Below are 25,295 nucleotides of genomic sequence, written 5' to 3' on the forward strand. Positions count from 1 at the left end.
GCATGTCGTTTCTCCGGGAAATGGGGTTGGAAGTCGTCGATGGAGCGGACTGTGCCGGCCGGCCGCGGCGCCCGCCACGCCCTTGCGACGAAGTGCATCGGGGCGGCGCGAGTTGCAATCCGTCGTCGCCGGACGCATAGGTCAACGCCGGCTTTACCTCGGCTTTACGGTTCGTAAGAACAGGGCGCTACGATTCGGCGCTCCACTCAGGGCTGCCTCCGTACCGCCCTTTTTTGACCGATGTCTTCGCCGATCCACGAGCCTTCTGACGCCATTCCTGCCGGGCAACATGCGCCGCGGCCGCCATCGCGCCGCCGGCGCTGGCTGGGCAGCCTGGCCGCGCTGGCGCTGGTTCTGGCCCTGGGGGGCGGCGCCTGGTACCTGATCAAGCGCTCGAACGAGCCCGCTGCGGGCCGCGGCAGCTTCGGCAGTGCGAGCTCCACCGTCGGCCATGCCGCGGCGCGCCGGGCCGAGCTGCCGGTCACCATCGAGGCGCTGGGCACGGTGACGCCGCTGGCGACCATCACCCTCAAGCCGCAGGTCGGCGGCGTGCTCACCGAAGTGCTCTACACCGAGGGCCAGACGGTCACCAAGGGCCAGTTGCTGGCGCGCATCGATCCGCGCCCCTACGAGCAGGCGCTGATGCAGGCGCAGGGCACGCGCGTGCGCGACGAAGCGCAACTCGAGGCCGCGCGCGTGACGCTGGCGCGCTACCGCACGCTGCTCGGCCAGGACTCTATCGCGCGGCAGGACGTCGACACCCAGGCCGCGCTGGTCAAGCAGCTCGAAGGCACCGTGATCACCGACCGCGCGGCCGAGGCCGCCGCGAAGCTCAACGTCGAGTACACGCGCATCACCGCGCCGGTGGCCGGGCGCATCGGCCTGCGCACGGTCGACCCGGGCAACACCGTCACGGCCAATGCAAGCACCGGCATCGCGGTGATCACGCAGATGAATCCGATCGACGTGCAGTTCGCGGTGCCGCAGGACCGCCTGCCCGACATCCAGGCCCAGCTCGCGAAGGGCGTGCCGCTCGCGGTCAAGGCGCTCGACCGCACGCGCAGCGCGACGCTCGACACCGGCACCTTCTCCACGCTCGACAACGTGGTCGACACCAGTACCGGCACCGTGAAGGGCAAGGCGCGCTTCGGCAACGCCGCGGTCACGCTGTTCCCGAGCCAGTTCGTCAACATCCAGATGACGCTGCGCACGGTGAACGCGATCGTGGTGCCGGTGACCGCGGTGCGCACCGGGCCCAACGGCAACTACGTGTACGTGATCAACGAAGACCGCACGGTCTCCATGCGCGCCGTCAAGCGCGGCGAGTCCACGGTCGACGTGGTGGCGATCATCGAGGGCCTGGAGGCCGGCGAGAACGTGGTGACCGAGGGCGGCGACCGCATCAAGGACGGCGCGCGCGTGCAACTGCAGGGCGACAAGCCGGCGACCGGCCCGCGCTCCGCTGCATCGGGTCCGAGAGGGCCGCGCGGCGAAGGCAGGCGCCAGCGGCCGGCGTCCCCTTGAACGAGGTGCTCTGAATGAGCCCTTCACGTCCTTTCATCGAGCGCCCGGTGGCGACCGCGCTGCTGATGGTCGCGATCGTGCTCGCCGGCCTGGTGGGTTTCCGCTTCCTGCCGCTGGCGGCACTGCCGCAGGTCGACTACCCGACGATCCAGGTGCAGACGCTCTACCCGGGCGCCAGCCCCGAGGTGATGAGCCGCACCGTCACCGCGCCGCTGGAGCGCCAGTTCGGCCAGATGGCAGGGCTCGATCGCATGAGCTCCACCAGCTCGGCCGGCGTGTCCATCGTCACGCTGCAGTTCGCGCTCGACCAGACGCTCGACGTCGCCGAGCAGCAGGTGCAGGCCGCGATCAATGCCGGCGGCTCGCTGCTGCCGGCCGACCTGCCGGCGCCGCCGGTCTATGCCAAGGTCAACCCGGCCGACGCGCCGATCCTCACGCTGGCCGTGAGCTCCGAGACCATGCCGCTGACCGAGGTGCAGAACCTCGTGAACACGCGGCTGGCGCAGAAGATCAGCCAGGTCGGCGGGGTCGGCCTGGTCTCGCTCTCGGGCGGGCAGCGGCCCGCGGTGCGCATCCAGGCCGACACCAACGCGCTGGCCTCGGTCGGCATCGGGCTGGACACGCTGCGCACCGCGATCGCCGCGGCCAATGCCAACAGCGCCAAGGGCAGCTTCGACGGCCCGAAGCGTGCCTACACCATCAATGCCAACGACCAGCTGTTGACGGCGGCCGACTACAAGAACCTGATCGTCGCCTGGAAGAACGGGGCACCGGTGCGCATGACCGATGTCGCGCGCGTGATCGATGGCGCCGAGAACACGCAGCTCGGCGCCTGGGCCGCGCAGCGCGGCGAAGCGAAGGACGACGGCAGTCCTGCACCGCTCTACCGCGCGATCATCCTCAACGTGCAGCGCCAGCCGGGCGCCAACGTGATCGGCACCGTCGACGCGATCAAGAAGCTCTTGCCCGATCTCGAGGCCTCGCTGCCCGGTTCGCTCCAGGTCGAGGTGCTGAGCGACCGCACCGCCGGCATCCGCGCCTCGGTGCATCACGTGCAGCTCGAGCTCGCGCTCGCGGTGGTGCTGGTGGTGCTGGTGATCTTCTTCTTCTTGCACAGCCTGCGCGCGACCGTGATCGCGAGCATCGCGGTGCCGATCTCGCTCATCGGCACGCTGGGGCTCATGTACCTGCTGGGCTACAGCCTCAACAACCTGAGCCTGATGGCGCTGACCATCGCGACCGGCTTCGTGGTCGACGACGCGATCGTCATGATCGAGAACATCGCGCGCTATCTCGAAAAGGGCGATCCACCCTTCAAGGCGGCGCTCAAGGGCGCGACGCAGATCGGCTTCACCATCATTTCGCTGACGGTGTCGCTGGTGGCGGTGCTGATCCCGCTGCTCTTCATGGGCGACGTGGTGGGCCGGCTGTTCCGCGAGTTCGCCGTCACGCTGTCGATCACCATCCTCATCTCGGCCGTGGTCTCGCTGACGCTGGTGCCGATGATGTCGGCACGCTGGCTCAAGCCGCAGGCCGAGGAGGGCGGGCGCTTCGGCGCGCGGGTGCAGCAGTTCATCGATCGCGTGATCGCGCGCTACGACGGCTGGCTCCAGTGGGTGTTGCGCCACCAGCCGCTGACGCTGGTGGTGGCGCTGCTCACGCTGGTGCTCACGGTGCTGCTCTACATCGCCATTCCCAAGGGCCTGTTTCCCACCCAGGACACCGGGCAGCTGCAGGCCCGCATCGAGGCGGCGCAGGACGTTTCGTTCGTGCGCATGGCCGAGCTGCAGCAGGCCGCGGCCAACGCGATCCTCGCCGACCCCGAGGTGCGCAGCATCAGCTCGGTGGTGGGCGTGGATGCAGCCAACAACACGGCGCTCAATACCGGCCGCATGCTGGTGAACCTGCGCGCCGACCGCGGCAACCAGGAAGAGACCATGCAGCGCCTGCGCGAACGCGTGGGCGCGGTGGCGGGCGTGACGCTCTACCTGCAGCCGACGCAGGACCTGACCATCGATGCCGAGACCGGTCCGACCGAGTTCCGCGTCTCGCTCGAAGGCGTGGACACCGCGACCGTGAACGAATGGGCGAGGAAGCTGGTGGAGCGGCTGCGTACCGTGCCGGAAGTGCGCAACCCGACGACCGATGCGGGCGCGCAGGGGATGGCCGCCTACGTGGACATCGACCGCAATACCGCCTCGCGGCTGTCGGTCACGGCGAGCTCGGTCGACGATGCGCTCTACAGCGCCTTCGGCCAGCGCATCGTCTCGACCATCTTCACCGAGACCAACCAATACCGCGTGATCCTCGAGGCCCAGCGCGAGGCGCTGTCCTCGCCGCAGGGCCTGGGCAATCTGCAGCTGCGCACCGGCGCAGGCACGCCGACGCCTCTGTCCTCGCTGGCAACGGTGCGCGAGCAGCTGGCGCCGCTGGCGGTCACGCGGGTGGCGCAGTACCCGGCCGCCACGGTGGGCTTCGACACCGCGCCGGGCGTCTCGCTCGGCAGGTCGGTATCGGAGATCCGCGCCGCGGCCAAGGACATCGCGCTGCCCGCGAGCGTGGGCATGACCTTCCTCGGCGCGGCGGGGGCCTACGAGAAGTCGCTGACCAACCAGCTGTGGCTGATCCTGGCGGCGGTGGTGTGCGTGTACATCGTGCTGGGTGTGCTCTATGAGAGCTACATCCATCCGCTGACGATCCTGTCGACCTTGCCTTCGGCGGGCGTCGGCGCGCTGCTGGCGCTGATGGTGACGGGCAACGACCTCGGCGTGATCGGGATCATCGGCATCATTCTTCTGATCGGCATCGTGAAGAAGAACGCGATCATGATGATCGACTTCGCCATCGATGCCGAGCGCCATCAAGGCAAGTCGCCGCAGGAGGCGATCCACCAGGCGGCCTTGCTGCGCTTCCGGCCCATTCTGATGACGACGCTGGCTGCCTTGTTCGCAGCCTTGCCCTTGATGCTCGGATGGGGCGAGGGGGCTGAGCTGCGGCGTCCTCTTGGCTTGGCGATCTTCGGCGGGCTGGTGGTGAGCCAGGTGCTGACGCTGTTCACGACGCCGGTGATCTATCTGGCTTTCGATCGGATGGGGCGGCGGTTTGGAGGAAAGCGTGAAGCGACGCATTCCGCTTGAATCCCTCTTGCTCCCTCTCCCTCTGGGAGAGGGTGGGGGTGAGGGCGTTGGGCCTTTGAATCGCTGCTGTTCTTTGCTGAGGCTGGAGCCGGGTCTCGCCCCGGCGGGCGAGTCACTTTCTTTTGCGTCGCCAAAAGAAAGTAACCAAAGAAAAGGCGACCCCACTGTCTGCGACCCCCTTCGGGGGCAACCTGCGGTGCTCGCGTCGCCGGCCTGCCGCAGAACTCGCTGCGTTCACTTCGTTCACTGCGCTCAGACAGCTGCGGCAAGTCAGACCACGATGCACGCCTGTCCTTCGGCAGGCGTGCGGCCGACGCCCCTGCGCTCCTCGGCGCAGCCAGAGGGGAGTGGCTCGGGCCTTCGCTTCGCTCGGCCGCCAAGAACCCCAACAGCCAACCCCTACACAAGTACGCGCCATGGCGCGTACTTGTTCAATCCCCTCTGGGCGTGCCGAGGAGCGCAGCTTCAGGCGGAAGAAGGGGCGCGCGTGCGGCCGGCGCCGGGCCGCCCCAAGGCGGCCGAACCTCCCCCTTGGGGGGTGGCCAATTACACGCAGCGAAGCGAAGTGAAAAGCCGGGGGGCACAGGTGACCCGAAGCGAGTTTGCGCGGACCCCGCCTGAAGCGAGCACCGCAGGTTGCCCGGAACGAAGTGGAGGGACACGCACAGTGGGGTCGCCTTCTTTTGCTTACTTTTCTTGGCGAGACAAGAAAAGTGAGTCGCCCGCCGGGGCGAACTCCCGGCTTCGGCTTCAACCCAAGCGCAACGTACGAGTCAAAGGCCGAAACGCCCCCACCCCAACCCTCCCCCAGAGGAAGAGGGAGCAAGGCTAAGGCATGAACTTCTCCAGACCCTTCGTCGAACGCCCGATCGCCACGGTCCTGCTGACGATCGGCGTCGCGCTGGCCGGCGTCGTCGCCTTTTTCGTGCTGCCGGTCTCCCCGCTGCCGCAGGTCGATTTCCCCACCATCTCGGTCCAGGCCAGCCTCGCCGGCGCCAGCCCGAGCACGATGGCATCGAGCGTGGCCACGCCGCTGGAGCGCCGGCTCGGCATCATCCCCGGCGTCAACGAGCTGACCTCGACCAGCTCCAACGGCTCGACGCGCATCACGCTGCAGTTCGACCTGAAGCGCAACATCGACAGCGCCGCGCGCGAAGTGCAGGCGGCCATCAACGCGGCGCGCGCGGATCTGCCGGCCACGCTGCGCAGCAACCCGACGTATCGCAAGCGCAACCCGACGGCGGCGCCGGTCATGATCCTCGCGCTGACATCCAAGACGCGCACGCCGGGGCAGATCTACGAAGCGGTATCGAACATCGTCAGCCAGCGCCTGTCGCAGGTCGAAGGCGTGGGCGAGGTCGAGATCGGCGGCGGTTCGCTGCCGGCGGTGCGGGTCGAACTCGAGCCCTTCGCGCTCAACCGCATGGGCATCAGCACCGAGGACGTGCGTGCTGCGATCCAGGCCAACAATGCGAACCGTCCCAAGGGCGCGATCGAGAGCGGCGACCGCCGGCTGCAGGTCTACACGCCCGCTCCGGGCCGCCGCGCCGCCGACTACCGCGACCTGGTGATCGCCTGGCGCAACGACTCCGCGGTGCGCCTGGGCGATGTGGCGCGCGTGATCGACAGCGTCGAGAACACGCGCACGCTGGGCCTGTTCAACGGCGCGCCCGCCGTGGTCGTGCTGCTGACGCAGCAGCCCGGCGCCAACGTCATCGAAACCGTGGACGGCGTGCGCAAGCTGCTACCCGAATTGCGCGCGCAACTGCCGCAGGACATCGACATCCAGGTCGCCTCCGACCGCACCAACTCGATCCGCGCCTCGCTGCGCGAGATCGAGTTCACGCTGATGATCTCGATCGTGCTGGTGGTGCTGGTGGTGGGGCTGTTCCTGCGCAAGGCGCGCGCCACCATCGTGCCGGCGGTGGCTACCGTGGTCTCGCTCTTGGGCACCTTCGGCGTCATGTACCTCCTGGGCTACAGCCTCAACAACCTGAGCCTGATGGCGCTCACCGTGGCCACAGGCTTCGTGGTGGACGACGCCATCGTGGTGCTGGAGAACACCACGCGCCACGTCGAGGCCGGCATGAACCGCGTCGAGGCGGCGCTGCGCGGCGCGCGCGAAGTGGGCTTCACGGTGCTGTCGATCAGCCTCTCGCTGGTGGCGGTGTTCATCCCGTTGCTCTTCATGGGCGACCAGGTCGGCCGGCTGTTCCGCGAGTTCGCGGTCACGCTGTCGGCGGCGGTGCTGATCTCGCTCGTGATTTCGCTGACCACCACGCCGATGATGTGCGCCATGCTGCTGCGCAGCGAGGCGGAAGAGGCGCCGGCCAAGAAGCGCGGGCGCGTGCGCGCCTGGCTCGGCAGCCGCGCCGAGCGCGCCTGGCAGTGGACCCTGCGCACCTACGCCCACAGCCTCGATTGGGCGCTGGCGAGCAAAGGCGTCGTGATGGTGGTGCTGCTGGCGGTGATCGCGCTCAACGTCTATCTCTTCAATGCCATCCCCAAGGGCTACTTCCCGCAGCAGGACAACGGCCAGCTCAACGCGGGCTTGCGGGCCGACCAGAGCATCTCCTCCGTGGCGGTCGCCGAGAAGCTGCGCCAGGCCGTGGACATCATCCGCAAGGACCCGGCGGTCGACACGGTGGTGGGCTTCTCCGGCGGCAGCCGCGCCGGCGGCGGCTTCATGTTCGTGAACCTCAAGCCGCTGTCCGAGCGCACCGAGAAGACGGCCGCGGTGATCGACCGCCTGCGCCCGCAGCTCAACCAGCTCACCGGCCTGCGCGTGTTCCTGTTTCCGGTGCAGGACCTGCGCATGGGCGGGCGCTCCAGCAACTCCAGTTACCAGTACACGCTCAAGAGCGACAACCTCGGCGACCTGCGCGCCTGGTCGACCAGGCTGGCCGATCGCCTGCGCCAGGAGACCGCGCTGACCGACATCGACAGCGACGATGCCGACAACGGCGTCGAGACCTATGTCGAGGTCGACCGCGATGCCGCGGCCCGGCTCGGCGTGACGTCGAGCGCGGTCGACAGCGCGCTCTACAACGCTTACGGCCAGCGCTCGGTGGCCACCATCTACGACGAGCTCAACCAGTATTCGGTGATCATGGAATGGGCGCCGCGCTTCCAGCGCGCGCCGATCGCGCTCAAGGACCTGTACGTGCCCTCGACGCTGAACGCCACCACCACCGCGAATGGGGCGACCAGCATCAGTTCGCTTCAGGCCACCACGGACGCGGCGACCGGCACCTCCACCACCACCTCGGCCAACCCGGCGCTGCGCACCGCTTCGACCGGCCAGCAGATCGCGACCAGCGTCACCAACATGGTTCCGCTCGCGGCCTTCGCCAAGCTCAGCGAGCGGGCGGTGCCGACCTCGATCGACCACCAGGACACCGAGCTCGCGAGCACCGTCTCCTTCAGCCTGGCCGAAGGCGTGAGCCTGGCACAGGCCAAGCGCATCGTCGCTCAGGCCGAGGCCGACATCGCGATGCCGGTCAATGTGCGCGGCAGCTTCCAGGGCACGGCGCTGGCGGCGCAGCAGTCGCAGGCGCAGCAGCTGTTCCTGATCGTCGCGGCGCTGGTCGTGATCTATATCGTGCTCGGCGTGCTCTACGAGAGCCTGGTGCACCCGGTCACGGTGCTGACCACGCTGCCTTCGGCCGGCGTCGGCGCGGTGCTCGCGCTGCTGCTGTTCCGCATGGAGTTCTCGATCATTGCGCTGATCGGCGTGTTCCTCTTGATCGGCATCGTGAAGAAGAATGCGATCCTGATCATCGACTTCGCGCTCGAGGCCGAGCGCGCGCGCGGCCTGAGCGCGATGGAGGCGGTGCGCGAGGCCTGCCTGCTGCGCTTCCGCCCGATCCTGATGACCACGCTGGCGGCCGCACTCGGCGCGCTGCCGCTCGCGATCGGCTTCGGACAGGGCGCGGAGCTGCGCCAGCCGCTGGGCGTCGCGATCATCGGCGGCTTGATCGCGAGCCAGCTGCTGACGCTCCTGACCACGCCGGTCGTCTACGTGCTGCTCGACAAGCTGCGCCGGCGCCCGGCCAACGAAAAATACCTGAGCCGTGCCGCGAGCTCGACATGAAGACCCGATGACGACGAACAGAAGAACCCACCTGGCCCTGGCGCTTGCGGCCTTGCTCGCGGGCTGCGCCGTCGGCCCGCGCTACGAGCAGCCCTCCACCGCCGTGCCCGCCACGTGGAAGGAAGCGGCCGCCGCCGAAGGCTGGCTGCCTGCCGCGCCGGCCGATGCGCTGGACCGCGGCGAGTGGTGGAAGCTGTTCGGCGACCCGGCGCTCGACGAGCTTGCGGCGCGCGTGCAGGTGTCGAACCAGAACATCGCTGTCGCCGTGGCCAACTACGCGCAGGCCCAGGCGCTGGTACGCGAGCAGCGCGCGGCCCTGTTCCCGACCGTCACGGCCGACGGCGGCGCCCGGCGTTCCGGCGCGCGCAATACCTCGCCTTCCACCACGGCCAGCGCTTCGCTGCAGGCCGACTGGGCGCCGGACGTGTGGGGCCGGCTGCGTCAGGCAGTCGGCGGTGCGCAGGCCAGCGCGCAGGTCAGCGAGGCCGATCTGGCCTCGGCGCGCCTCTCGGCCGTGGGCGAGCTCGCGACCAACTACTTCGCGCTGCGCGAAGCCGATGCCGAGCTGCAGCTGCTGGCCGTCACGCTCCAGGGCTACGAACGCAGCCTGGAGATCGCGCGCAACCGCTACAACGCCGGCATCGCGGCCCAGACCGACGTGCTGCAGGCGCAGACGCTCTACGTCAACACCCAGGCCGAGCGTGTCGCGCTGCAGCGCACCCGCGACACGCTGGAACATGCGATCGCGGTGCTGGTCGGCGCCGCGCCGGCCGAGTTCGTCCTGAGGCCTGCCGACTGGAAGCCAATCGTGCCCGGCATCCCCGCCGGCGTGCCCTCGACCCTGCTGCAGCGCCGGCCCGACATCGCCGCAGCGGAGCGCGCGGTGGCCGTCGCCAATGCGCAGATCGGCATCGCGCGCTCGGCCTACTTTCCGAGCCTGACCCTGAATGCCGCGCTCAGCAGCAGCGCGAGCCGGGTCGGCGACCTGTTCAATGCCTCGAACATGCTCTGGTCGCTGGGCCTGTCGGTCGCGCAGACAGTGTTCGATGCCGGCGCCATCGGCGCGCGCGTCGATGCGGCCAAGGCCTCGCACGAGGCGGCGGTGGCGAGCTACCGCCAGACCGTGCTCGCTGCCTTCCAGAACGTCGAAGACCAACTCACTGCAGGCGCCAGCCTCGCGCAGCAGGAGGACCTGCGCCGCGAGGCCTCGGCCGCGGCGGACCTCACCGAGCAGCAGTTCCTCAACCGTTACCGTCAGGGCCAGGTGAGCTACACCGACGTGGTGACGGCGCAGGTCTCGGCGCTTAACGCGCGGCGCACGCTGCTGCAACTGCAGGTCAATCGGCAGGGCGCGGCGGTGGCGTTGATTCAGGCGTTGGGGGGCGGGTGGCAGGCGGGGTGGGGCTCGTCGTCCTCCTGATCTATACGTTGTGCTTGAGTTGAGGCCTGGAGCCGGGAATTCGCCCCGGCGGGCGACTCACTTTCTTTTGCTTCGCCAAAAGAAAGTAAGCAAAGAAAAGGCGACCCCACTGTCTGCGACCCTCCACTTCGTTCCGGGCAACCTGCGGTGCTCGCTTTTCGCGGGGTCTCGCTCGAACTCGCCTTCGGCTCAGACAATCGCGAGCCCTGATCCGCGAAAAGCTGCGCTCCTCGGCGCAGCCAGAGGGGAGTGGGTCGGGCCTTCGCTTTGCTCGGCCGCCAAGAACCCCAACAGCCCAAACCCAAAACACAAGGACGCGCCATGGCGCGTCCTTGTTCAATCCCTCTGGGCGTGCCGAGGAGCACAGCTTCAGGCGGATAAAGGGCCGCGCGTGTTTGAGCGCAGCGAGTTTGCGCGGACCCCGCCTGAAGCGAGCACCGGAGGTTGCCCGGAACGAAGTGGAGGGACACGCACGGTGGGGTCGCCTTTCTTTGCCTACTTTCTTTGGCGAGACAAAGAAAGTAGGTCGCCCGCCGGGGCGAACTCCCGGCTCCGGCCTCAAAAACAAGCGCAACGTACAAATCGTCGGCCGGTGTGCCCACCCCAACCCTCCCCCGGAGGGGGGGAGTAAGACAAGTCAGCCGCCCCGTGGCCGCGGCGCCTGCAGGTAGGCACCCGATTCGAATAACTGCGACTCAGCCTCGTCGATGCGCCGGATCACCGGCCTGCCGGCGCGGCTGGCCAGCATCTCGACCAGCGCCTCGGTGACCGCCACGCCCGCCGCAACCGAAGGAAAGAAGGACGGGCTGTCGATCGCGAACAGCAAGGTCTCGTCTGCCAGCAGCGACAACGGCGAGGCGATGCTGTCCGTGACGGCCACGATGCGGCAGCCCACCGCCTTCGCGGCCTGCGCGACCTGCAGCGCTTCGCGCGAGTAGGGTACGAAGCTGGCCACCAGCAGCGCATCGCCCTTGGCGAAGGCACGCTGCTGCATCTCGAGCGAGCCGCCCTGGCCGTCGACCAGATGCACGCTCGAGCGAAACAGGCGGTAGACATAGACGAAGGAGAAGGCGATCGAAAAGCAGGCGCGAAAGCCCGCCGCGTGCACGGTACCGGCCTTCTCCAGCACGGCGCAGGCGTTCTGCAGCGTCGGCTCGCTCTGGCGATGCGTGTTCTCGAGATTGCGCCGCTGGACTTCGAACATCTCACCGGCCAGGCCCTGGTCCTTGGCGCGGCCGATCAGGGTCTTGGCGCGCGCGCCGTAGGCATCCGAGGAGCCCAGGCCCATCTCGGTGGCCACCGCGTCCTTGAACTGCGGCCAGCCCGCGTAGCCCAGGTGCTGCGCAAAGCGCACCAGCGTGGCCGGCGTGCTGCCGGCGCGCGTGCCGACGCTGCGCATCGAGCTCGTCACCACGTCGTTCGGATGGTCGAGCACGTGCTTCGCGACCTGCTGCAGGGCAGGGCTCAGGCTCTCGTAGCGATGGCGGAGATCGTCCTTGACACCCATGGGGCTTTCCTTCGTCGATGGAACGAATGTACCGGATGGAACAGCGACGCTTCACGGTTTATCTTGACGGAACAAATGTTCCAGAAAATAATTGAGTCAGCACATTAGTTCCAATCCTGGGCATGACGCACGTCTTCCACCGCCACCTCCGCCACACGCCCCAGCTCGCCGTCGCCGCCCAGGGCATGACCATCCGCGACGCCGCGGGCCGCGAGTACCTCGACGCCTCGGGCGGCGCGGCGGTGTCCTCGCTGGGCCACGGCCACCCGTACGTGATCGCCGCGATGCATGCGCAAATCGACAAGCTCGCCTACGCCCACACCAGCTTCTTCACCAGTGAGGTCGCCGAGCAGCTCGCCGACGAGCTGATCCGCACCGCGCCAGAAGGCATGAGCCATGTCTATCTGGTCAGCGGCGGCTCGGAGGCGGTCGAGTCGGCGCTCAAGATGGCGCGCCAGTACTTCGTCGAGATCGGCCAGCCGCAGCGCACGCACTTCATCGCGCGCCGCCAGAGCTACCACGGCAACACGCTGGGCGCGCTCGCGGTCGGGGGCAATGCATGGCGGCGCGCGCCTTTCGCGCCGATCCTGGTGCCGGCCACCCACGTCTCGCCCTGCTACTCCTATCGCGAGCAGCGCGCCGATGAAACGCCCGAGCAGTACGGGCGGCGCCTGGCACATGAACTCGAAGCGGCGATCCTCGGGCAGGGGCCCGACAGCGTGATCGCCTTCGTCGCCGAAACGGTGGGCGGCGCGACCGCCGGCGTGCTGCCGCCGGTGCCCGGCTACTTCAAGGCGGTGCGCGAGGTCTGCGACCGCTACGGTGTGCTGCTGATCCTCGACGAAGTGATGTGCGGCATGGGCCGCACGGGCACGCTCTACGCCAGCGAGCAGGAGGGCGTGGTGCCCGATCTCGCGACCATCGCCAAGGGCCTGGGCGGCGGCTACCAGCCGGTCGGCGCGGTGCTGGCGCAGCGCAAGATCGTCGAGGCGATGTCGCAGGGCAGCGGCTTCTTCCAGCATGGCCATACCTATCTTGGGCATCCGGTGGCCTGCGCCGCGGCGCTGGCGGTGCAGCAGGTGATCCATCGCGACGGGCTTCTCGCCAAGGTGCGCGCGGACGGCGAAGCCTTCGGCGCCATGCTGCGCGAGACACTGGGCGCCCATCCGAACGTGGGCGACATCCGCGGCCGCGGCTTCTTCTGGGGCGTGGAGCTGGTGGCCGAGCGCGCGAGCAAGGCGCCTTTCGCGCCGGCGCTGAATCTGCACGTCCGCATCAAGAAGGAAGCCATGGCGCAGGGCCTGCTGTGCTATCCCTTCGGCGGCACGGTCGACGGCAAGCTCGGCGACCACGTGCTCTTGGCACCGCCTTTCATCGCGACGCGGCAGGACCTGCGCGAGATCGCGACGCGGCTCGCGGCGTCCATCGACGCCGCCATGCGCGCCCTCTGATTTCTTCCACCCTCCCGAGGAGCTTTCCCATGACCTTCCCACGCCTGTCGACCCTGGGCGCCGCGCTCGTGGCCGTCTTCAGCCTGATGCCCCCGGCCGCCGTGCATGCGCAAGACGGCAGCACGCTCGCCAAGGTCAAGGCGAGCGGCACCATCACCTTCGGCTACCGCGAATCGTCCTTCGGCTTCTCGTACCTCGACAGCAACCTCAAGCCGGTGGGCTACAGCATCGAGATCTGCAACCGCATCGTCGAGGCGATGAAGGCCGAACTCAAGATGCCCAGCGTCGAGATTCGCTACCAGGCCGTGACCTCGGCCAACCGCATTCCGCTGGTGGCGAACGGCACGGTCGACATCGAGTGCGGCAGCACCACCAATCTGGTCGAGCGGCAGAAGCAGGTGGCCTTCTCGCCCGACATCTTCCGCTACAACGTGCGCATGCTGGTGAAGGCCGATTCGGGCATCAGGAGCGTTGCGGACCTGCAGGGCAAGACGGTGGTCACCACCACCGGCACGACGTCTTTCCGCTTGCTGCGCGAAGCCGACAAGGGCAAGAACCTCGAAGTGACCAACCTGGCCGGCAAGGACCACACCGATTCCTTCCTGCTGGTGGAGAGCGGCCGCGCCCAGGCCTTCGTGCTCGACGACATCCTGCTCGCCGGCCAGATTGCGAACGCGCGCAATCCCAAGGACTTCATCATCACGGGCGAAAGCCTGCGAACGGAGAACCAGTCGCTGATGTTCCGCAAGGACGATCCGGAGTTCAAGGCGCTGGTCGACCGCGTGGTGGGTGGCATGATGAAGTCGGGCGAGATGGAGAAGCTCTATGCCAGGTGGTTCATGTCGCCGATCCCGCCCAAGAACATCAACATCAACTACCCGATGAATGCCGAGACGAAGGAGGCCTTTGCCAATCCGTCGTCGAAGGGCATCTGAACCTTGTTCATGACGCGCATCGCCCTGATCCATGCATTGAGCCATTCGGTGGTGCCCATCAACGCCGCGTTCGCGCGCGATTGGCCCGAAGCGCAATTGATGAACCTGCTCGACGACAGCCTCTCGGCCGATCTCGCGCGCGGCGGCCGCGGGCTCGACGAGGCGATGCACGAGCGCTTCCAACTTCTCGCGCAGTACGCGGTCGACACGGGGGCGATGGGCATCCTCTTCACCTGCTCCGCCTTTGGCCCGTGCATCGAGGCGGTCGCGCGGCGGCACGCGGGCATGCCGGTGCTGAAGCCCAACGAGGCGATGATCGCGGAGGCTGCATCGGGCACAGGGAAGCTGGGGCTTATCGCGACCTTTCAGCCGACGCTCGATTCGATGCCGCCGGAGTTTCCGCCCGGCATCGAACTCGAGCTCGCGCTGGCCGAGGGCGCGTTCGATGCGCTCAACGCAGTCGACGCGGCGCGGCACGATGCGCTCATCGCGCAGCAGGCCAGCGCGCTGCGCGACCGGGGCTGCACCCGCATCGCGCTGGCGCAGTTCAGCATGGCGCGTGCCCGCGCGGCCTGCGAAAGCGCATCGGGCCTGCCGGTGCTGACCACGGTCGACAGCGCGGTGCGCGCGCTGCATGCGCGGCTGGGCTGAACGCCAGCTGACTTCCGCCCTCGCGATAATCGGCGCTCTTACAAGGAGCGCGCGTGGATATCGTTTTGCTGGTCAAGGCCGCCATCATGGGCATCGTCGAGGGCCTGACCGAGTTTCTGCCGATCTCGTCGACCGGCCATCTGATCCTCGCGGGCTCGCTCCTGGGATTAAACGGCGACAAGTTCAAGGTCTTCGAGATCGCGATCCAGACCGGCGCGATCTTCGCCGTCATCCTGGTCTACTGGCAGAAGATCCATTCGACCGTCGTCGCGTTGCCGCGCCAGCCCAAGGCGCGGCGCTTCGCGCTCAACGTGCTGATCGGCTTCCTGCCCGCCGTGGTGCTGGGGCTCGTGTTCGGCAAGCTGATCAAGGCGCACCTGTTCACGCCGGTGGTCGTGGCCAGCACCTTCATCATCGGTGGCTTCATCATCCTGTGGGCCGAGAAGCGGCCGCCGGGTTCGGTGCATATCGAGAACGTCGACGACATGACGCCGTGGGACGCACTCAAGGTCGGGCTGGTGCAGTGCTTCGCGATGATTCCCGGCACCAGCCGCAGCGGCGCGACCATCATCGGCGGCATGCTCCTGGGGCTGTCGCGCAAGGCTGCAACCGACTTCTCCTTCTTTCTCGCCATTCCGACGCTGATCGGTGCCGGCGCCTACAGCCTCTACAAGGAACGGGCGCTGCTGTCGACCGCGGACGTTCCGCTGTTCGTGGTCGGGCTGGTCTTCTCTTTCATCAGCGCGTGGCTCTGCGTGCGCTGGCTGCTGAAGTACATCAGCACGCACGACTTCGTCCCGTTCGCCTGGTACCGCATCGCCTTCGGCATCGTGGTGCTGGCGACGGCGTGGAGCGGGGCGGTGGTCTGGGCCGACTAGGGCCTGTTAACGCTATTTGCGGGGATCGCGTTGCCCAGCCAAGGGGCTGGATGCAAGGCGCCCGTGCGCAGCAAGGCTCACGCCTTGCAAGCGCGGGCAACGCCGCAGACGGCCCTTGGCTGGGCAACCCGAAGGGAAGGCCTGCCAGGGCGTGCCACTCGGCGTTGCGCTCCTTGTGCGTGCCGACGCACGCACGGCGTCGCGCGCCTTGATTGGCCCGCCCTGGCAGGCCTTCGCGACCCCGCAAATAGCGTTAACAGGCCCTAGCGGGCGGCCGCCGGGCCGGCCTCTCTTACCGGCGTGTTCAGATGAGTTTCTCTTCCGGCGTCGAGATCTTGCGCAGCGCGCTGTGGCGCGTGGCCGGCATCTTGAGCGGATGCGCGGTGTAGGCGTCGTCCCAGACCGGATCCTCGATGCTGTCGAACACCTCGCGCAGCTTCTGGCCCCAGCTGTTGTGCATCATGCGGTAGTAGGGGTTCTCGGCATCGATGCAGGCCACCTTCTCGGTTTCGAGCCGGTTGGCTTCGTAGACCACGAGGTCGAGCGGCAGGCCGACGGAGAGGTTCGACTTCATCGTCGAATCCATCGACACCAGCGCGCACTTCGCGGCTTCGGCGAGCGGGGTGTCGGGCGTCAGCACGCGGTCTAGCACCGGCTTGCCGTACTTGGATTCGCCGACCTGGAAGTAGGGCGTCTCGTTGGTCGCTTCGATGAAGTTGCCGGCGGCATAGACCAGGAACAGGCGCATGCCTTCGCCCTTGACCTGCCCGCCGAAGATGAAGGAGACGTTGAAGTCGAGCCCGGCGTGCTTGAGCGCCTCGGCGTCGCGGTCGTACACATGGCGCACCGCCGAGCCGAGCACGCGCACGGCGTCGAACATGCTCTTGGCGTTCCAGATCGTGATCGGCGGGCTGTCTTCGCCGTCTTCCCTGCTCTCGCGCAGCTCCTCGATCTGCAGGATCTCGCGCACCGACTGCGAGATGCTCAGGTTGCCGGCCGACAGCAGCACCATGAAGCGATCGCCCGGCTGCTCGTAGACGATCATCTTGCGGAAGGTGCTGATGTGGTCGACGCCCGCGTTGGTTCGCGAGTCGGAGAGGAACACCAGTCCGGCGTTGAGTTTGATGCCGACGCAGTAGGTCATGAGGTCGTTTCGCACGAACCGGGCCTAACCCTGCTCGCGCGTGTGGAGTTTCTTGAGTGTGTAGAGCGCTTCGAGCGCTTCGCGCGGGCTCATCGTGTCGGGGTCGAGCACGGTCAGCGCGGATTCTACGGCGCTCACCGGCGGCGCATCCACCGCCGGCGGCGGCGCGAACAGGTCGACCTGGGCGCGTGTCTGCGTCTGTTGCGCCTCCAGCGCCTCGAGGGCCTGGCGCGCATGGTTGACCACCGCGGCCGGCATGCCGGCAAGCCGCGCGACCTGGATGCCGTAGCTCTTGCTGGCCGGGCCCGGCTGCATCTCGTGCAGGAACACGATGTCGCGGCCGGCCTCGGTGGCGCTCACGTGCATGTTGACGGCGCCGTGGTGCGTGGCCGGGAACTCGGTGAGCTCGAAGTAGTGAGTGGCGAAGAGCGTGAAGGCGCGGGTGCGGTCATGCAGCTGCGCCGCGATGCCGGCGGCGAGCGCGAGGCCATCGAAAGTACTCGTTCCGCGGCCGATCTCGTCCATCAGCACCAGCGAATGGGCCGTGGCGCTGTGCAGGATCTGCGCCGCCTCGGTCATCTCGAGCATGAAGGTCGACTGCGCATTGGCCAGGTCGTCGGCCGCGCCGATGCGCGTGTGGATGGCATCGATGGGCCCGAGCCGGCAGGCTTCGGCCGGTACGTGCGAGCCGATCGAGGCCAGCAGCACGATGATCGCGACCTGCCGCATGTAAGTCGATTTACCGCCCATGTTGGGGCCGGTGATCACCTGCATGCGTTGTTGAGGACCCATGCGGGTGTCGTTTGCAATGAACGCGCCCGATGATTTTTCTGCGAGGCGCGCCTCCACCACCGGATGGCGGCCCTTCTCGATCTCGATGCAGGGGTGGGCGACGAAGCTCGGCGCGCGCCAGTGCAGCGTGTGCGAGCGTTCGGCCAGCGCGCACAGCGCGTCGAGCGCGGCCAGGGCGCTGGCCAGCCTGCCGAGCGCCGCGACCGAGGGCTGCAGCGCGTCGAGCAGCTGCTCGTAGAGCCACTTCTCGCGCGCCAGGGCGCGGTCCTGCGCCGACAGCGCCTTGTCCTCGAAGGCCTTGAGCTCGGGCGTGATGAAGCGTTCGGCATTCTTCAGCGTCTGGCGCCGGCGGTAGTTGTCGGGCACCTTGGCGAGTGCGCTCTGCGTGACCTCGATGTAGAAGCCGTGCACGCGGTTGAACTGCACGCGCAGGTTGGTGATGCCGGTGCGCTCGCGTTCGCTCGCTTCCAATTGCAGCAGGAAGGCGTCGCTGTTCTCGCTGATGGCGCGCAGCTCGTCGAGCTCGGCGTCGTGGCCGTCGGCGATCACGCCGCCGTCGCGCACCAGCGCGGAAGGCTCGGGGCCGATGGCCGCCACCAGCAGTTCGACGCAGCCGGGCGGTGGCGCCAGCTGCTCGACGATGCGTTCGAGCAGCGAGGCCGAGGCCGGCAGGGCGGGCGCCAGCTCTTGCGCCTTCGCGAGGGCCATGCGCAGCGCGACCAGCTCGCGCGGACGCACTTGCCTGAGCGCGATGCGCGCCGCGATGCGCTCGACGTCGCTGGTGTTCTTGAGCCGCTCGCGTAGCGTGCGCCATGGCGCGGCGGTGGCGCCTGGCGCCGCGGATTGCAGCGCGTCGATGGCCTCGAGCCGCGCCTCTGCATCGCCGCGCTCGCGGCGCGGCGCCAGCAGCCAGCGCCTGAGCAGGCGGCTTCCCATGCCCGTCATGCAGGTGTCGAGCAGCGAGAACAGCGTGGGCGAGTCCTCGCCGCGCAGGGTCTGCACCAGTTCGAGATTGCGTCGCGTGGTCGGCGGCAGCTCGATCAGCTCGCCGTCGCGTTCGACCGAAAGCCGCTGCACATGCGACAGCGTTCTGCCCTGCGTGTGCTCCGCATAGCCCAGCAGCGCCGCGGCGGCCGCATGGGCGTTGGCCAGCAATTCGGCGTTCCAGGCGGCCAGGCTGTTGCTGCCCATCTGCTCGCACAGCTTGCGCTCGCCCAGGCCGCCGTCGAATTGCCAGGCGGGCCGCACCGAGAGCGTGAAGGGCGCGCCGTTGCGCGCGGCCTTCAGGCGCTGCTCGAAGCCGGGCGTGACCTCTGCGCTGTAGAGCAGCTCGCTCGGCGCGATGCGCGCGATCCAGGCTTCCAGCGCATCGGCCGGGCACTCGGCCAGGCGCAGCTCGGCGCCCGTGACGCTGAGCCAGGCCAGGCCGCAGAAGTTGCGCGAGCCGGCGTGCACCGCGAGCAGCAGCGAATCGCTCTTGTCGTTGAGCAATTCGGCATCGGTCAGCGTGCCCGGCGTGACCACGCGCACCACCTTGCGCTCGACCGGCCCCTTGGCCGCGCCGACCTCGCCGACCTGTTCGCAGATGGCCACCGATTCGCCGAGCTTGATGAGCCGCGCGAGGTAGGTATCGACCGAGTGGAAGGGCACGCCGCACATCACCACCGGCTGCCCGGCCGACTGGCCGCGCTGCGTGAGCGTGATGTCGAGCAGGCGCGCGGCCTTCTCGGCGTCGGCATAGAACAGCTCGTAGAAATCGCCCATCCGGTAGAACAGCAGCGTCTCGGGATGGTCCGCCTTGAGCCCGAGGTATTGGGTCATCATCGGCGTATGCGAGGCGAGCTCGGCTGGGTCGCCTCGGCTCATGAGCGCTCCGTTTTCTGAAAGTACATCGTATTGCGCAAGCCTTCGAAATGGACATCGCAGGTCAGCAGATCAGCGCCCTGGTGTCGCGCCGTTGCGTAGACGATGGCATCCGCCGTCGCCAGCTTGTGCTCGCGGTGCAGTTCGGCCGCGAGAAGAGCGATGGAGGTGTCCAGCGGCACGACCACGCATTTTTGCGTATAGGCGATGACCTGGTCCGCTTGTTCTTCGCCGACCTCGCGCATCAGCCATTTCGACAGTTCGAGTTGGACGATGGTTGGAACGATGCAGCGCGCCTTGTCGGGAAATTCCTTGCCGAGTTTCTTGCCAAGCGCGCTGCCGGCCAGCCATTCGATCCAGGCCGAGGTGTCGACCACGCGCAGTGTCGCCGTCGCCATCAATAGCGGTCCTTGCGATCGCGGTAGCCGTCTTTTCTCGCGCCCTTGGCGATGCCGGACAACTGGTCCAGTTCCGGCACCGGCATGACCAGCACACCTTTGCCCTTGGGCACGAAAACGAACTCCTGGCCTGCCTCCCAGTGCTGTTCTTCGCGAACAGCCTTGGGAATGGAGATCTGGAACTTGCTGGACAGCGTCGCGGTGGCGGTCATGTTCGTACCTCGGGTTGATCGATGCGGATTTGGTAAGAATATACCTTTGGAAGCATGAGCCCACAGGGGGATCCAAGCGACGACCGCAATACGCGAACCGGGGTCTGCGAATCAGCGCCACCCGGCCGCTTGCAGCTGCTGCGCCAGTTGCTGGGCCACCTGCGCATAGCCCTGGGCGTTGGCATGGATGCGATCGGAGCGCAAGGCGGCGTCCGAGAGCACGCGCGCATACACGTTCGGAATCAGGAGCGCCTGCTCGGCCTTGGCGACCTCTGCGTAGAACACCGCGTCGCTGAGCGAGCCGATCGCTGCGCGCATCGGTTCTGGCGCGGGAGTGGCGATCACGCCGACGTGGGGCGTGTGCGCGCGTGCCTGGCGCACGATGGCGGCGAGGTTGTCGATGGTGGCTTGCGATGACATGCCGCGCAGCATGTCGTTGCCGCCGATGCCGACCAGGATCGCGTCGTAGCGATTGGCGGCCAGCAGACTCTCGAGGCGTTGCAATGCGCCGAGGGATGTGTCGCCGTTGAGTCCTTCGTTGACGACCGTCCAGCCGGTCAGTTGCGAGAGCTTGTTGGGCCATGCGTCGTCGGGCCCTGCGCCGTGGCCTGCGGTGAGGCTGTCGCCCAGGGCCAGCACGGTCGCGCCCGGCTTGAGCGCTGCTGCGACCGGCGTGCGTTTGCCGCAGGCGCCGAAGAGCAGGGTAGTTGAGGAAGCGGCCAGCAGGCCAAGCAGGTTTCGGCGGTTCATTGGCGGCGCATCGTCGGCGAAAGCGAAGCGCCGCAGTGTAAGCGGCCCGTGCGCAGCGATGCCGATGCGCCCTTGCTATGCCTACAGCTGACCGCGGCGCCGGCGCGCGACGCGCACGGCGTCGACCCAGGTGTCGATGTTGAAGCGCTGGCCCGACTCCGCGATGCGCGCACCGGTGATCTGCTGCAGCGGAATCCGGCGCAGGTCCCCAGGCAGTTCGCAGTGGCCGTGGAGGATCCTCTTCTGCACGTCGAGATGGTCGACCTGCAGCGTGCACTCCGCCTTGCGCCCACGAGGATCGAGATAGCGCACGCGGATGCGCGGCTGTTCGTCGACGACCGGATGTTCGCCCTTGCCCTGGATGAACCACTCGGGGAGCGTGTCCGGCGGCGCATCGCCGGTGGGGCTCAGGCCGCCGCGTACGGACGGAATCTCGAGCGGTATGTGACCCGACCGCACCCTGGCCGCTGCGATACGGCGTTCGGTTTCGCGCCGCTCGGCGAGGCGGCGCCACGCGATCCACATGATGACGAACAGGAGCAACGCCCCCGTCAACAGCGCAACCAGGAACTGCCATTGCGCAAGTCCGATGTCCATCTGTCCGCTCCCGAGATATAGCTTTTAGTACTCAGCCGGGGAATTCTGGGTGTGCGGACATGAGGTGTCAAACGGCCTCAGGGCATAGGGCGTACGGCCGGTCGCCCGGCGTTCAGTCCTCGTGCGTGTCGTGCGTGGCCACCGCGCCGCGGCGCCAGTAGCCCGAGGCCCGGATCCATTTGGGATGGGCGCCGCGTTCGCCGACCAGGTGGGCGCGCAGCGCCTTGGCGGCGGCCGATTCGCAGGCCACCCAGGCGTGGAAGTCGCCGGCCGGCAGCGTCAGCTTGCGCAGCGCATCGAGAAGGCTGCTGCCGACGCCCGGTTCGGCGCCGCGGCGGTGCACCCACTGCAAGTCCAGGCTGGCGCGGGTCTCGAAAGGGATTTCATCCGCTTCGCTGTCGACTTCCGCCAGCACCAGCGCACGCGCCCCGGCCGGCAACTCGGCCAGCCGGCGCCAGATGGCCGGCAGGGCGGTGTCGTCCCCGATCAAGAGGTGCCAGTCGAAGTCGGTCGGGACGATGAAGGAGCCGCGCGGTCCGCCCACGCCCAGCAGGTCGCCGACCTTGGCCTGTTCGGCCCACTGGGTGGCCGGGCCGGCCTCGTGCAGCGCGAAGTCGAGCTCGAGCGTGTCGGCCGCGGCATCGTGGCGGCGCGGCGTGTAGTCGCGCATGGTCGGCTTCGGACCCTCGGGCCAGAGCGGCCCGTCGGGGCCGACCGTCGGCACGATGAGCGCGCCGGTCCCGGCGTCGGGAAAGAAGATCTTGGCGTGGTCGTCGAAGCCGGGGCTGGTGAAGCCGGCCAGTTCCTCGCCGCCAAGGGTGATGCGGATCAGGTGCGGCGCCACGCGCTGCACCGCGCGCACCTCGAGCTTGCGAAAGCGAAGTTCGTGGCGCACGCGGCGCGGCAGGCGGTCGGCGACAGGAGAAGCAGCGGGAGAAGAAAAATCAGTCATGTTGTCGATTCAGTTGTTGACCGGCGAAGCCAGGCCTGTTCGTGGAACACCGCGGAACCGGCTTTGCCGGGCCGCTGGTGTTGCCCCCGGTGAGGGGAGTGGCGGAGCGACACGAAGTGCGCGAAGCCTGGGGGAGAGCTCAAATCCTTTCGATGTGTTGAGCGGCGCTGTCGAGCACCGCGGCGAATTCGTGGGCCTGTTGTTCGGTGAGGGGTTCGCGCGCGAGGCGCATGCGCATCGCGAGCTTGAGGTTCTCGATGGCGCGCACCACCTGCGGCGGGCGGCCGTGGCGCGGGCCCGCGCCGTCGACGCCGCCTTTCATGCGGGCCATCATCTCATCGGTGATCTCGCGGTTGGCGGCGAGGAATTCACGGCCGGCCTCGGTGATGCTGTAGCGCTTGCGGCCGCCGGCGTCGGCTGCGTCGACGCTCACGCAGCCCATTTCCTCGAGCAGCGTGAGCGTGGGATAGACGATGCCCGGACTCGGGCTGTAGCTGCCGCCCAGGCGTTCCTCGATGGACTTGATCAGCTCGTAGCCGTGGCTGGGCTTGTCGGCGATGAGCTGCAGCAGCACGAAGCGCAGGCCGCCATGGCCGAAGATGCGCCCGCTGCCCCGGCCGTCGCGTGTGCCGCGCAGTCCGCCGCCGCCCATGCCGTCGCCGTGTTCGCTACGGGGATGGCCGTGTAGAAAGTGTTTGAAAGCTCGCATGGAATGAGATTTCGATGTCGTTATCTGATTTTGTAAAGATATATCTAAATACTATCTTAGTCAACCCGCGAGGTGGCTGGTGACGAGCCCGCGCCATACCTACATCGCGCGCATCAACCGCGTGATCGATCACATCGACGGCCATCTCGCCGATCCACTCGATCTGGCCATGCTGGCCGGGGGTGGCGCACTTTTCCTCCTGGCATTTCCACCGCGTGTTCCAGGCCATGACCGGCGAGACGCTGGCCGAGCGCGTGAGGCGCCGCCGGCTGGAGGTGGCGGCTGGCCGGCTGATCGGCCTCCCGCCCGAGCCGGTGCTGGCGATCGCGCTCGACGTCGGCTTCGGCTCGGCGGCGGTGTTCACGCGGGCCTTCAGCGCGCACTTCGGCGTCACGCCCACGGCCTGGGGGCGCGGCGCCTTCCGTTCGTGGGCCGAACGCCACCGCATCGAACTCGGCAAGATTCATCAAGCCGACAGCAAGGCGCATCAAGCCGTGGCCGAGGCTTTCCGACACGATGAACGCTCCTGGCCCAACGGGGCTGTTCCTCGTTCAGGAGACAGGCTTCCGGCCCGAAGGCGAGATCGGCGTGCAGACGGTGGGCGGCGGGCGCGATGCCTGCACCGGATTCAGCGGCCCGTCGACGGAGATCCACCTGGCGTGGGTGAAGCTGTGCGACTGGCTGCCGGACAGCGGCTGGCAGCCCGCCGATGGCGCGCCGATCGAGATCTACGGCCGCGATTTCGCGATGGATGAGAAGACCGGCGCATTCAGCTGCACGCTGTGCATGCCGGTGCGGCCGATCTGACGCTTCCTCTCGGTGCTCCAGCTCGCCATCGCGGCCGGCGAAGCCAGGCCCCTTCGGGAAACACCGCGGAACCGGCTTTGCCGGGCCGCTGGTGTTGCCCCCGGTGAGGGGGTTGGCGGACCACACGAAGTGGGGGGAGCCTGGGGGTGAACTTATCTTTGCGGCATGTCTTTGACCGAGTAGCCCAGGCTCACGGTCGCATCGTCCGGAATGGGCGGCATGCTGGCGTTCCACACCTGCCAAGCCTCGCGCATCGCGGCCAGCCGTTCGGGTTCGCGCTTGGCCTGGTTGGCGCGCTCGCGTTCGTCGGCCGGGATGTTGAACAGGTACTCGTTGCCGTCGACTTGCAAGTACTTCCAGTCGCCGTCGCGCAGGGCGCGCTGGCCGCGGTGGTTCATGCGCCAGTGCAGCGGGCGGCGGAAGCTCGACTTCGCATCGCGCAGCACCGGCAGCAGCGACACACCGTCGAGCGGCAAGCGTGCATCGGCCTTGGCGCCTGCCGCATCGAGCATCGTGGCGGACCAGTCCATGGTCATGCAGTGCTGCGCGCTCTCGCTGCCGGCCTTGACGACGGCGGGCCAGTGCGCGATCCACGGCACGCGGATGCCGCCCTCGGTCAGGTCCATCTTGCCGCCGACCAGCGGCCAGTTGTCCGAGTAGCGTTCGCCCCCGTTGTCGCTGGTAAAGACCACCAGGGTGTTGTCTGCGACGCCATGCTTCTCGAGCGCGGCCATGATCCAGCCGATGCCTTCGTCCATGTGGTGGATCATGCGGCGGTAGGTATGGATGTTGCCGCCGGCCAGGTCGAACAGGTTGTTCTTCACGGCCGGCGCCTTGGCCGCGTCCTCGCGCGTTTCCCAGGGCCAGTGCGGCGCGGTGTAGTGCAGGCTCAGGAAGAATGGCGCGTCCTGGTTCGCCATGCGCGCCACGTAGTCGACCGCGCGCCGCGAGAGCAGGTCGGTGAGATAGCCATCTTCCTGCCGATCCTCCTCGCCCGACCAGAGGTCGTGCCGGCCGCTCGAATCGCAATGCGTGAAGTAGTCGACGCCGCCCGACATCGGGCCGAAGAACTCCTCGTAGCCCGAACGCAGCGGGCCGAAGGCCGGCGGAAAGCCCAGGTGCCACTTGCCGATGAGCGCCGTGCGATAGCCCGCTTCGCGCAACAGCGAGGGCAGTGTCGGGTGCTCCGGCGGCAGGCCCAGCGTGGCGCTGCCGCGGCTCTTGCTGTTGATCGGCTCTTCGGCCGCGCCGCGCAGGCGGTACTGGTAGCGCGCCGTCATCAGCGCGAAGCGCGTGGGCGAGCACACCGGCGAGTTCGCATAGCCCTGCGTGAAGCGGATGCCCTTGGCGGCGAGGCCGTCGAGCACCGGCGACACCGGGCCGAAGTCGGCATCGCGGCCGCCGTAGCAGCCGAGGTCGGCGAAGCCGAGGTCGTCGGCGACGATGAAGACGATGTTGGGACGTTGCATGAAAAA

19 protein-coding genes and 1 pseudogene are annotated in these 25,295 nt (G+C 68.0%); 10 read left to right on the forward strand and 10 right to left on the reverse strand.

The window, feature by feature from the left end:
• Positions 1 to 240 precede the first annotated feature (240 nt).
• The 4 genes from EJI01_RS08580 to EJI01_RS08595 all read left to right on the forward strand — a co-directional run bounded on the left by EJI01_RS08580 (position 241) and on the right by EJI01_RS08595 (position 10,174).
• Positions 241 to 1,524 carry an efflux RND transporter periplasmic adaptor subunit gene (locus tag EJI01_RS08580; RefSeq protein ID WP_126836698.1) on the forward strand — a complete coding sequence of 428 codons (1,284 nt, stop codon included), beginning with the start codon at positions 241 to 243 and terminating at the stop codon, positions 1,522 to 1,524.
• A 14-nt stretch (positions 1,525 to 1,538) separates the two neighbouring features.
• Positions 1,539 to 4,661 carry an efflux RND transporter permease subunit gene (locus tag EJI01_RS08585; RefSeq protein WP_126836699.1) on the forward strand — a complete coding sequence of 1,041 codons (3,123 nt, stop codon included), beginning with the start codon at positions 1,539 to 1,541 and terminating at the stop codon, positions 4,659 to 4,661.
• An 835-nt stretch (positions 4,662 to 5,496) separates the two neighbouring features.
• Positions 5,497 to 8,754 carry an efflux RND transporter permease subunit gene (locus EJI01_RS08590; protein WP_126836700.1) on the forward strand — a complete coding sequence of 1,086 codons (3,258 nt, stop codon included), beginning with the start codon at positions 5,497 to 5,499 and terminating at the stop codon, positions 8,752 to 8,754.
• A gap of 7 nt (positions 8,755 to 8,761) precedes the next feature.
• On the forward strand, positions 8,762 to 10,174 hold the full coding sequence (locus EJI01_RS08595; RefSeq protein ID WP_126836701.1) for an efflux transporter outer membrane subunit: 1,413 nt from the start codon (positions 8,762 to 8,764) through the stop codon (positions 10,172 to 10,174).
• 637 nt (positions 10,175 to 10,811) lie between these two features.
• Here EJI01_RS08595 and EJI01_RS08605 read toward each other — a convergent pair.
• A complete protein-coding gene (locus EJI01_RS08605) occupies positions 10,812 to 11,681 on the reverse strand; it encodes a MurR/RpiR family transcriptional regulator (protein ID WP_126836702.1) in 870 nt (289 codons plus the stop codon).
• Positions 11,682 to 11,803: 122 nt separating this feature from the next.
• Here EJI01_RS08605 and EJI01_RS08610 point away from each other — a divergent pair, with 122 nt between their 5' ends.
• The 4 genes from EJI01_RS08610 to EJI01_RS08625 are packed head-to-tail and all read left to right on the forward strand — an operon-like array spanning position 11,804 to position 15,596.
• The gene (locus EJI01_RS08610) at positions 11,804 to 13,132 is read left to right on the forward strand and encodes an aspartate aminotransferase family protein (protein ID WP_126836703.1); all 1,329 of its coding nucleotides are present in this window, start codon (positions 11,804 to 11,806) and stop codon (positions 13,130 to 13,132) included.
• A gap of 29 nt (positions 13,133 to 13,161) precedes the next feature.
• Positions 13,162 to 14,067, forward strand: coding sequence for a transporter substrate-binding domain-containing protein (locus tag EJI01_RS08615; RefSeq protein WP_126836704.1), 906 nt, complete (start codon positions 13,162 to 13,164; stop codon positions 14,065 to 14,067).
• A gap of 9 nt (positions 14,068 to 14,076) precedes the next feature.
• Complete coding sequence (locus tag EJI01_RS08620) at positions 14,077 to 14,718, forward strand: aspartate/glutamate racemase family protein (RefSeq protein ID WP_126836705.1); 642 nt, start codon at positions 14,077 to 14,079, stop codon at positions 14,716 to 14,718.
• Between the two features lie 53 nt (positions 14,719 to 14,771).
• Positions 14,772 to 15,596 (forward strand): undecaprenyl-diphosphate phosphatase, encoded by an 825-nt coding sequence (locus EJI01_RS08625; RefSeq protein ID WP_126836706.1) that lies wholly within the window; start codon positions 14,772 to 14,774, stop codon positions 15,594 to 15,596.
• A 304-nt stretch (positions 15,597 to 15,900) separates the two neighbouring features.
• Here EJI01_RS08625 and EJI01_RS08630 read toward each other — a convergent pair whose 3' ends face one another.
• From EJI01_RS08630 to EJI01_RS08670, 8 genes are all read right to left on the reverse strand, one after another.
• Positions 15,901 to 16,740, reverse strand: coding sequence for a proteasome-type protease (locus EJI01_RS08630; protein ID WP_126836707.1), 840 nt, complete (start codon positions 16,738 to 16,740; stop codon positions 15,901 to 15,903).
• A 24-nt stretch (positions 16,741 to 16,764) separates the two neighbouring features.
• Complete coding sequence (gene mutS, locus EJI01_RS08635) at positions 16,765 to 19,398, reverse strand: DNA mismatch repair protein MutS (RefSeq protein WP_126836708.1); 2,634 nt, start codon at positions 19,396 to 19,398, stop codon at positions 16,765 to 16,767.
• Complete coding sequence (locus EJI01_RS08640; protein WP_126836940.1) at positions 19,395 to 19,793, reverse strand: type II toxin-antitoxin system VapC family toxin; 399 nt, start codon at positions 19,791 to 19,793, stop codon at positions 19,395 to 19,397. Before EJI01_RS08640 ends, mutS begins: the two co-directional genes overlap by 4 nt.
• Complete coding sequence (locus EJI01_RS08645) at positions 19,793 to 20,005, reverse strand: AbrB/MazE/SpoVT family DNA-binding domain-containing protein (protein WP_093102362.1); 213 nt, start codon at positions 20,003 to 20,005, stop codon at positions 19,793 to 19,795. The genes EJI01_RS08640 and EJI01_RS08645 overlap by 1 nt, the downstream gene beginning before the upstream one ends.
• Before the next feature lie 111 nt (positions 20,006 to 20,116).
• On the reverse strand, positions 20,117 to 20,755 hold the full coding sequence (locus EJI01_RS08650; RefSeq protein ID WP_126836709.1) for a GDSL-type esterase/lipase family protein: 639 nt from the start codon (positions 20,753 to 20,755) through the stop codon (positions 20,117 to 20,119).
• Positions 20,756 to 20,836: 81 nt separating this feature from the next.
• Positions 20,837 to 21,352 (reverse strand): hypothetical protein, encoded by a 516-nt coding sequence (locus EJI01_RS08655; protein ID WP_126836710.1) that lies wholly within the window; start codon positions 21,350 to 21,352, stop codon positions 20,837 to 20,839.
• 112 nt (positions 21,353 to 21,464) lie between these two features.
• Positions 21,465 to 22,304, reverse strand: coding sequence for a siderophore-interacting protein (locus EJI01_RS08660; RefSeq protein ID WP_126836711.1), 840 nt, complete (start codon positions 22,302 to 22,304; stop codon positions 21,465 to 21,467).
• A 139-nt stretch (positions 22,305 to 22,443) separates the two neighbouring features.
• Positions 22,444 to 23,013 carry a PadR family transcriptional regulator gene (locus EJI01_RS08670; protein ID WP_126836712.1) on the reverse strand — a complete coding sequence of 190 codons (570 nt, stop codon included), beginning with the start codon at positions 23,011 to 23,013 and terminating at the stop codon, positions 22,444 to 22,446.
• A 227-nt stretch (positions 23,014 to 23,240) separates the two neighbouring features.
• Here EJI01_RS08670 and EJI01_RS29655 point away from each other — a divergent pair.
• Both EJI01_RS29655 and EJI01_RS08680 read left to right on the forward strand, forming a co-directional pair.
• Positions 23,241 to 23,378: pseudogene (locus EJI01_RS29655) on the forward strand (AraC family transcriptional regulator); the annotation flags it as partial.
• A 151-nt stretch (positions 23,379 to 23,529) separates the two neighbouring features.
• Entirely contained in the window at positions 23,530 to 23,820 is a 291-nt protein-coding gene (locus EJI01_RS08680; protein WP_126836713.1) for a GyrI-like domain-containing protein, read from the forward strand.
• 152 nt (positions 23,821 to 23,972) lie between these two features.
• On the opposite strand, the gene EJI01_RS08685 is transcribed toward EJI01_RS08680, so the two are convergent.
• Positions 23,973 to 25,289, reverse strand: a complete 1,317-nt coding sequence (locus tag EJI01_RS08685) for a sulfatase (RefSeq protein ID WP_126836714.1) — start codon at positions 25,287 to 25,289, stop codon at positions 23,973 to 23,975.
• Positions 25,290 to 25,295 lie beyond the last annotated feature (6 nt).

It is taken from the genome of Variovorax sp. MHTC-1 (assembly GCF_003984645.1).
GTDB lineage: Bacteria > Pseudomonadota > Gammaproteobacteria > Burkholderiales > Burkholderiaceae_C > Variovorax.